Here is an 8,412-nt window from a genome sequence, read left to right as displayed (position 1 = left end):
CCAGGCCGGAGCTGCGCGGCAGGGTGGCGGAGATCTTCGGCGGGCTCCCCAACGGCGTCGGCCACCGGCAGATAGCCATGGAGCTGCGCGCCGTGGACGGCGCGCGCATCGCGGACAAGACGGTGCTCAAGATGATGCGCGAGATGGGCCTCAGTTGCGGCATACGCCGCGAAACCGACTACCATAGATACAGCTCGTACAGGGGGAAGGTCGGCGAGACCTTCGAGAACGTGCTCGGCCGCGACTTCTCCGCCGACGGCCCGTGGCAGAAGATGGGCACCGACGTCACCGAGTTCAAGCTCTCGTTCGGCAAGGCCTACCTCGCCCCGGTCTACGACTTCGGCAGCAAGGAGATCGTGGCGCACTCCATCTCCCGGCATCCCGACCTCGCCCAGCAGGAGGAGATGCTCGAGATGCTCATGGCGGCCAAGCCCGGCTGGGCGCGCCCGGTCCTGCACTCGGACATGGGCTGGCAGTACCAGCACGCGACCTACGTCAGAGCCCTCGCCGACAACGGCTTCACCCAGAGCATGTCGAGGAAGGGCAACTGCATCGACAACGGAGCCACCGAGCAGGTTTTCGGCCACCTGAAGGACGAGTTCTTCCGCGGCCGCGACTGGGACACGTTCGAGTCGTTCAAGGCCGACCTCGAGGCGTACATCCGCCACTGGAACAACACGAGGAGGCAGGTCAGGCTGAAGGGCCTGACCCCGGTGGAGTTCCGGGAGCAGGCCCTTCGGGAAGCCGCCTAGCGGTTATGATTTATGGCGTCCAAGTTTTGGGGTGCAGTTCACTTCGGGCGACCCCTTTCGTTTCATCATACCAGCTTTCACAACGGCATCGAAGCGAATGCCACCGTCGAATCGCACAAAAGCCCAGATACAGCTGCTATACTTGCCTTATGGAGGTGTCAGCTATGAATGACTATGTGATCAAGTTCATCATCAACACAGCTGTCATCTTTGCCGCCCTTCGTGTATTTAGGCTAATCAAGAAACGCTAGCTAAAACACGATCAATGGCGAGATGATTCGTCGAAGCGCCCGCCAGAGCGTCGTTCACGCTCTGGCGGATGTCATTTTATGATGTGCCGACGTTTTTGAAGGTGACGACGAGGCATGCCGTCCTATAGCTCAATGACGTACAATTGAATCATTCTCAGAAAGACATGCTCTCTGGAAACGCCTCGTAAATGTTGCAAGGCACTGCTGTTTCATACGACATGCCCGACCATGTCTGGTGCCAATCAGTGAGGATCTTCATCGCGAGAATACGATCTCTACACAAGCACTCGGCACAAGCGAGCAAATCCGTCAGCCCGTTTGAAGGCAATTGCCGACCCGCGCAAGTGCGCTTGACGAGATACAGAACGCAATACGTACAGCGAGACAAATTGGCTCATATGCACGCCAGGAAGCAACACCCGAAAGCGATATCGACCTGCGCATCGTCTATGACGACGGGAGGCTCACGCTGCTCGACCTGTCGGCGTTTTCTGAGGCCATACGCGAGCGTACGGGGAAAAAGGCCGATATCGTATCAAGGGCCGACTTGGGCGATGACGCGTTTGCCCAAGCCGTCGAACGCGACGGGGTGATTCTCTATGAGCGCAAGGAACAGCGATGACGCGCGCGCAGCCTAGGCAAGATCACACCCGGCACCTTCTTATCGCTGGGGCACGAGGCGCTGGCAGATCTCGATGCGGTGCTCGCCGAGCAGCTCGACGTCGCTTTCCCTGCGGTATTGGAACTCGAAACCGAGCTTTTCCTGCACGCGGTGCGAGCGCTCGTTGCCCTCGTAGTAGCCCGCCCAGATTGCCGTAAGGCCCAGTTCGCCAAAGCCGTATGCCACCGCGGCCCGCGCCGCCTCCGTGGCATAGCCACAGCCCCAATACGGCACACCGATCCAGTAGCCGAGCTCCGCCTCGCCGATGCCCGCCATCTCGGATATCTCCGGATGCTTGAGTGCCATGGCGCCCACGAGCGCACCCGTCGCGCGCTCGATGACGGCGAAGCTGTCCGACATCATCAGCACGTCGCGAATGACCGCGGCACTTTCGTCCACGCTGGCGTGCGGAGGCCAGCCCGCTGCCGGGCCCACCTTCGGGTCGCGCGCGAGCTCAAACAGCTCTTCAGCATCGTCTTCGAACCATGGACGCAGCAGCAGACGTCCAGTCTTGAGCATCGACGCAGCCTTTCAATCGCAGCGGAAACGTTGATGCCCGATGGTACCAGATGCGCGGTGCGCACGCTTCGGCGACAGTACGGGGTGCAAGCGGAAGCCGGCAAGCGTGCCTATCGCAGCATGTAATCGGACATTCGAACGGCACCGGCTGCACCTGCCGCGCGTATGAGGGGCTCTGTGTCATCAGTTACCCCGCCTAAGGCGAACACGGGCACATGAGCCGCCGCGATCACCGCGCACAAGAAGTCCGTCCCACGCCCCGCAACCGGCTTGCACGACGGAGCGAACACGGGGCTCGCGATCAGGCAGTCCGCACCCAGCGCCTCAGCGCGCGCGACCTCGTCCACCTCGTGCACGTTGGTGCCCACAAGCTCAAAACCCCGCGGCCGCCCCGCAACCTCAAACGCCGGCAGCGGCAGGTGAATGTACGAGGCTCCGACACGGCGCGCCGCCTCCGCGTGCCCGTGCGCCACGAAGGCGATGCCCGCCGCGTCACACGCGCGCATGACTTCGCGCGCCAGCACCTCATAGGCGCCATCATCCAGATCCTTCTCGCGCAAAATCAGGGTATCGACCACTCCGGCAAGCCGCGCCACCTGCTCGGCCAGAGGCCGCGGGCAGCCATAGCGATCGCTCATGGCCACCCGCAGAAAACTCGTGCACGCCGGCGCATACGAAGGCGAAACCAACATGTCGCTATACGAGCACATGGTCGTTCATGACCGGTTCGAGCCCCATCTTCCGCATGGCGGCACACATCTCGGCCAGGCTGCGATTGTCGGCGATCTCGAACTGATCGTCACCTTCCTCGGCCTGATGCGTATGCTCGCCGATGCCCGTGGACACGCCGGCCGACACCTTGGTCGCCGTGATCGTGGCCACATGGTCGCGGAAACCCGCGCGCTCGCGCGAAGACACCGTCACGCCGGCAAAGGGCATGAAGATGCGGTATGCGCAGATGACCTGTAGCAGCTGGCGCTCGGTCACGTGCGGACCCTTGGGCGTGACGGCACCGGCCGCCGGACGCAGGCGCGGGCACGAGAACGAGATCTCGGCATGCGGGTAGGCGCGGTTGATGTAATACGCGTGCAGCGCGCAGGCGAGCGCATCGTGCCGGAACTCCGACAGGCCCAGCAGCGGTGCGAAGGCAACGCCGCGCATGCCGCCCTTGAGCGCGCGCTCCTGCGCCTCGAAGCGATACGGCATGATGCGCTTGCGGCCGCGCAGATGCATCTTGCCGTAGCGCACCGGGTCGTAGGTCTCCTGAAACACCGTCACGTAGTCGGCGCCGGCTGCACGCAGCGTGGCGTAGTCGCTAACGTTCGCAGGATAGATCTCGATGCCGACGTTGCGGAAGCGCTCGGCCGCGAGCTCGCAGGCGCGCGCAATGTAGGCGATGTCCGAGGTGACCGGGTCCTCGCCGGTGAGCAGCAGAATCTCCTCCTGCCCCGTGGCGGCGATGGCGTCGAGCTCAGCGATGGTCTGCTGTTCGTTCAAGCGCGCTCGGTGAATGCCGCTCTCACAGTTGAACCCGCAGTACACGCAGCGGTTTTCGCAGTAGTTCGCCAGGTAGAGCGGGGTGAAGAACTGGATGTTCGTGCCGAACCAGCGCACGCGCTCCGCCCGGGCGCGCCGCGCCATCTCCTCGATAAACGACTCGGCGGCTGGAGCGAACAGCACGCCCACGTCCTCGGGCTCAACCACGTCCGCATCGAGCACGCGGCGTACGTCGGCCGGCGTCACGGCATCGGGGTCGTAGACCTCCACCGCGTCGAGCACCCGGTCGAACATCTCGCAGCCCAGCACGTCCATATCGGGCAGAAACGCCATGGGGTCAAGCACACGGTCGGTGTGGATGTCCGCCTCGTTCATCTCCGTCAGGCGCCAGCAGCGCTTCCCCACCGGTATGCGCCGCACCGCAGGAGCGCTCTGGTCAAACTCGCTCATCGGGCCTCCTCCTCCAAAAAGCCGGTCAGGGGGCTCGATGCCTCGCCGGCGTTCTCGAGCACACGACCCGGACCGGCGAGATAGGCCGCGCGGCCCGCCTCGACGGCACGCCCGAATGCGTGCGCCATGAGCGGAATGTTGCCCGCGGTCGCCACGGCGGTGTTGGCCATGACGGCAGCAGCACCCATCTCCATGGCCTCGCACGCCTGCGACGGACGGCCAATGCCCGCGTCCACGATCACCGGCAGGTCGATCTCCTCGATGAGGATGCGGATGAAATCGCGCGTCACCAGGCCGCGGTTGGAGCCGATGGGCGCACCGAGCGGCATGACGGCCGCGGCGCCCGCGCTCACCAGGTCGCGTGCCACGTTAAGGTCCGGATACATGTAGGGCAGGACAACGAAGCCCTCGTTCGCGAGCATCTCCGTGGCACGGACGGTCTCGGCATTGTCGGGTAGCAGGTACTTCGCATCGCGAATGACCTCGACTTTGATGAAGTCGCCGCAACCGAGCTCACGCGCCAAGCGCGCGATGCGCACAGCCTCCTCGGCGGTGCGCGCACCCGACGTGTTGGGCAGCAGCGTCACGCCTGCGGGAATCGACTCCAGGATGTTGCCCTCCTGCTCGGTGTTCGCACGGCGCACGGCGAGCGTCACGATCTGCGCGCCCGCGTCTTCGACCGCCGCCTTCACCACGTCAAGGCGAAACTTGCCCGAACCCAAGATGAAGCGGGAGGTGAACTCCTTGCCGCCCAGGCTCCAGGTGTCCGCCGCGCAGACCGTATCAGTATGTTCCATATCTGCCATCATTCACTCCTTTAGCCATACAGCGATATATGCAGGGCGCACCGCTGCGCCCTCTGAAAAGAATCGGCGCTATTCCTCGCCCAGCACGATGCGCACAGCGACGAGCGCCTGCTGAGCGGCGCACAGCATGACGCGCGGAGCATACAGCGCCTCGCCCGCATCGACATCGGACTCCCCATCTCCGCACACGTACAGGCGGCTCCCCAGCCGGCGGGTCACGATCTCAGATGCCGGACCGATGCCCGCCATACCGTTGCCGGAGACAACGATGGGCCCCGGTGTCAGCGAAAGCAGCTGCTCCACAAGCATCGCCTTCGCCTGCGCGTCGTCGAACGCCTCGCAAACGATATCGCATCCCCCAAACAACTCGCGCGCGTTCTGCGGCGTCACGCGCAGGCGAAAGGCTTGCATCGCGACACGCGGGTCCACGGCATGAATTTGTTGAGAGAGCGCGTCGACCTTGGATGCGCCCACGTGCTCGCGCGCGTAGTGCTGGCGGTTGAGGTTGCTTTCGTCCACCGTATCGAAATCAGCGATCACCAGGTGCCCCACGCCGCTGCGCGCAAGCATCATGGCGATGTTCGACCCCAAGCCGCCCGCTCCCGCGATGCCGATACGCGCCTTTGCAAGACGTTCGCGTGCCATGCGGCCAATGCGCTGCTCAAGCGGGTCCATCTGTGCACCTTCTCCCATCATCCGCCTCCTACGAAGCGAACGACCTCGAGCGCATCGTGCTCGTCGAGTGCCCGCTCATCGTATTCTGCGCGCGGAACGATTTCACCGTTGAGCTCGCATGCGACTCGCGCGCGATCGAAGCCTAGGCGCTCGAGTGCCGCCCCGATCGTGCAACCGTCGACGGATGTGTCCGTCTTGCCGTTGACCTGCGCCATGTAAATCACCCTCCTTTGGCAACAAAAAAAGCGCGCACGAAAGAACATCACACCCGAGGTGGTGTGCCCCTTCATGCGCGCTTCGCACTCTGTGAAACAGGGTAGCACATCGGCGCGCGAACGCAACGCGTGGGCAGCGGTAGCGGCGACCCTTGCAGACTATCGAATCTTCGTTTTCACGGGCGACCGTGGCATATAGCTCGTCATCCATTGGCATTATCCGCTTCGCTTCATCCGGAAGTTATGACCGAGAAATCCGGTTCGACGCGTATCGCGGCTTTATCGCCGGCGCGTTGGACGGCCCGTGGAAAACGGAAGATAATCGGGTCCAAGGATAATAACAGGGGGCCGATGATGCCGACGCCGACACAGACCGAGATGTTCATGCACACGCTCAGGGTGATGACGGATGGCGATGAGCACACCAGGAGGGAATTGCCGGAAACCGTCAGGGAGTCACTCGGTCTCACCGATGCGGATGCCTCGGAGCTGACCGGGAGCGGAATCCCCGCCTACCAGAGCCGCGTCGGCTGGGCGATCTCATACCTGAACCGCGCGAGGTACATAGATCGCGTCGGCGCCGGCGCCTACCGCATCAACGGCACGGGAATCGACGCCCTGGAGAGGAATCCCGACCCAAGGGGATTCGCCGGGGAGATGAATTCGACCATCGCAAGAATCGACCCGTGGCGCAAGAGCGCGGACAATCCGTCCGACGCACAGCCTGACCAGGTATCGGAAACCATGACAGATGACGCGGCGGATGATGCCAGGCAATCTCCCGACGAGGAGCTGTCGCGGATCCTGAGCGAGTTTGAGGGGAGCCTCTCGGACGAGCTGCTCGGCTTCGTCGGAGACTGCTCGCCGAAGTTTTTCGAGAAGCTCGTCGTCGACCTTCTCGAGAAAATGGGCTATGGGGAGGGCTCCGTCACGAGGTACACACGAGACGGCGGCATCGACGGCATCGTTTCCACCGATGAACTCGGATTCAATCCGATCTACACGCAGGCAAAGCACTACGCGGATGGGAACAAGGTGGGCAGGGCCGAGGTCCAGGCGTTCATCGGGGCGCTCAACGGGGCCCGGAACGGCATCTTCATCACGACATCCGAGTTCACACAGGATGCTATCGATTGCGCGAGAGGCTGCAAGACCTCGACGATATCCCTCGTCGACGGCCGCATGCTCGCGTCGCTCATGATCAAGTACGATCTGGGCGTCGCGACCGAGAGGATCATCAAGATCAAGCGCGTCGACAGGGACTATTTCGACATGTAGGCGATACGGCGCTTCGGCCCGTCATTGAGGCACTCCGTGTTCGAGAGCCCTCATGTCCGCGGGACCTCCCGAGGTACATACCGTCGGAGCAGGCATAGGGGTACGCGCGCCCGAGCGGGCGGTTGCGCCACTCCTCGACGGACGCGAAGGCCCTCTCGTTGAGGTTCGGGACGGTGGAGGCCGAGACGCTCGAGCCCCAGAGGATCTCCGAGACGTCCTCGATGCGCCTGGTCGAGACGCCCGCGAGGTACATCTCGATCATCGCCTCCTCGACCGAGGTCTCGCGCCTGCGGTAGCGCTCGATGATCGCCGTGGCGAGCCTCATGCCCTTGAGCTTGGGCATGCGGACCGTGACCTCGCCGGAGGTCGTGGTCAGCTTCCGCTCGTAGTGCCCGGCGCGGTAGGCCTCGCGGTCGGCGGTGCGCCCGTGGCGCTCGGCGCCGACGAGGCCGTTCAGCGTGTCCTCGACGGTCCTCCTGACGAGCTCGCGAAGGTCGGACTTCAGGGACTCCTCGTTGAATGTTACGATTGGCTCGGGCATGGTCCACCTCCAGCATGTTTCTCGTCTAGGCAACTCGAATCATACCGGGGCGGGCCGTGCCCTCCCTCCTTGCCTGGACGCTATTCCGCTGTCAAAGTGCGCAAGAAAATGTACGTTACCCGCCCGGGACAACGTTACGGCGAGGGCTGTGCCCCCTGGCCCTTGGAGCACGCCCCTCATGATTAAACTGCTCAATTTTTAATGCACGCGGTGCTCAAATCCCGGTGCTCATCTGGACCATTTCTTATTGCACATCAACATCGGGCGGCGTGTCCGCCGAAGACGACCGATAGGAACCTGCCGGGCATGCTGTTCGAAGACCGCCGCGGCTCAGTATTGTGGGTGTTGCCAAGCGGGCGCCTGGCCGGGCCGACATGCGGACACGGCAGGAAGGACACCACGTATGTACATGACGCCGCAGGCATGCGCCGACGCCGGGGCCGCCTACCCCGACTACGAGCTGTTCATCGGGTTCGACGTCGGCAAGTCGTTCCACGTGGCCCACGCCCGGGACCGGGCCGGCCGGAGGGTCGGCCCGGGCAGGGTCGACAACGTCGAAGACGCGGCGTGCGCACTCCCCTCCCCCGCGATCGGGGCCGCCGGCGCCAACCCGTCCCGCACGCTCGTCGTCGACCAGCGGCGCAACATCGGGACGACCGTGGATTGGCAACACTTATTTGGACGGTTTCGACAGGATCAGCCCCGCCTTCCTGAACTCGACGGGGCTCATGTAGCCGAGCGTCGAGTGGATCCTGAAGTTGTTGTAC

General features: G+C 63.6%; 10 protein-coding genes and 1 pseudogene. 3 read left to right on the top strand and 8 right to left on the bottom strand.

What is annotated here, in order from left to right:
- Positions 1 to 752 (top strand): IS3 family transposase (locus tag H6A21_RS10495; RefSeq protein ID WP_204562731.1); only part of this gene is annotated, 752 nt, incomplete at its 5' end.
- A gap of 579 nt (positions 753 to 1,331) precedes the next feature.
- Positions 1,332 to 1,625: a nucleotidyltransferase family protein gene (locus H6A21_RS10490; protein WP_204562730.1), complete on the top strand. Its 294-nt coding sequence runs from the start codon at positions 1,332 to 1,334 to the stop codon at positions 1,623 to 1,625.
- 39 nt (positions 1,626 to 1,664) lie between these two features.
- On the opposite strand, the gene H6A21_RS10485 is transcribed toward H6A21_RS10490, so the two are convergent.
- From H6A21_RS10485 to thiS, 6 genes are all read right to left on the bottom strand, one after another.
- Positions 1,665 to 2,183, bottom strand: coding sequence for a GNAT family N-acetyltransferase (locus H6A21_RS10485; protein ID WP_204562729.1), 519 nt, complete (start codon positions 2,181 to 2,183; stop codon positions 1,665 to 1,667).
- Between the two features lie 110 nt (positions 2,184 to 2,293).
- On the bottom strand, positions 2,294 to 2,821 hold the full coding sequence (locus H6A21_RS10480; protein WP_204562728.1) for a thiamine phosphate synthase: 528 nt from the start codon (positions 2,819 to 2,821) through the stop codon (positions 2,294 to 2,296).
- A 58-nt stretch (positions 2,822 to 2,879) separates the two neighbouring features.
- Positions 2,880 to 4,130, bottom strand: a complete 1,251-nt coding sequence (gene thiH, locus H6A21_RS10475) for a 2-iminoacetate synthase ThiH (RefSeq protein WP_204562727.1) — start codon at positions 4,128 to 4,130, stop codon at positions 2,880 to 2,882.
- Positions 4,127 to 4,936, bottom strand: a complete 810-nt coding sequence (locus H6A21_RS10470) for a thiazole synthase (RefSeq protein ID WP_275052023.1) — start codon at positions 4,934 to 4,936, stop codon at positions 4,127 to 4,129. The genes thiH and H6A21_RS10470 overlap by 4 nt, the downstream gene beginning before the upstream one ends.
- 69 nt (positions 4,937 to 5,005) lie before the next feature.
- Complete coding sequence (gene thiF / locus H6A21_RS10465) at positions 5,006 to 5,611, bottom strand: sulfur carrier protein ThiS adenylyltransferase ThiF (RefSeq protein WP_204562722.1); 606 nt, start codon at positions 5,609 to 5,611, stop codon at positions 5,006 to 5,008.
- 17 nt (positions 5,612 to 5,628) lie between these two features.
- Positions 5,629 to 5,826, bottom strand: coding sequence for a sulfur carrier protein ThiS (gene thiS / locus H6A21_RS10460; RefSeq protein ID WP_204562720.1), 198 nt, complete (start codon positions 5,824 to 5,826; stop codon positions 5,629 to 5,631).
- Positions 5,827 to 6,180: 354 nt separating this feature from the next.
- Between thiS and H6A21_RS10455 the strand changes: the two genes are divergently transcribed.
- A complete protein-coding gene (locus tag H6A21_RS10455; RefSeq protein ID WP_204562718.1) occupies positions 6,181 to 7,104 on the top strand; it encodes a restriction endonuclease in 924 nt (307 codons plus the stop codon).
- 55 nt (positions 7,105 to 7,159) lie between these two features.
- Here H6A21_RS10455 and H6A21_RS10450 read toward each other — a convergent pair.
- Positions 7,160 to 7,645 (bottom strand): annotated as a pseudogene (locus tag H6A21_RS10450) (transposase); the annotation flags it as partial.
- Between the two features lie 673 nt (positions 7,646 to 8,318).
- Positions 8,319 to 8,396: a hypothetical protein gene (locus tag H6A21_RS11240; RefSeq protein WP_342636104.1), complete on the bottom strand. Its 78-nt coding sequence runs from the start codon at positions 8,394 to 8,396 to the stop codon at positions 8,319 to 8,321.
- Between the last annotated feature and the right edge of the window lie 16 nt (positions 8,397 to 8,412).

This window comes from Collinsella tanakaei (assembly GCF_016902615.1).
Classification (GTDB): Bacteria; Actinomycetota; Coriobacteriia; order Coriobacteriales; family Coriobacteriaceae; genus Collinsella; species Collinsella tanakaei_A.
Note: the sequence above shows the minus strand (reverse complement) of the source record. Positions and strands in the feature narration are given on the sequence as shown.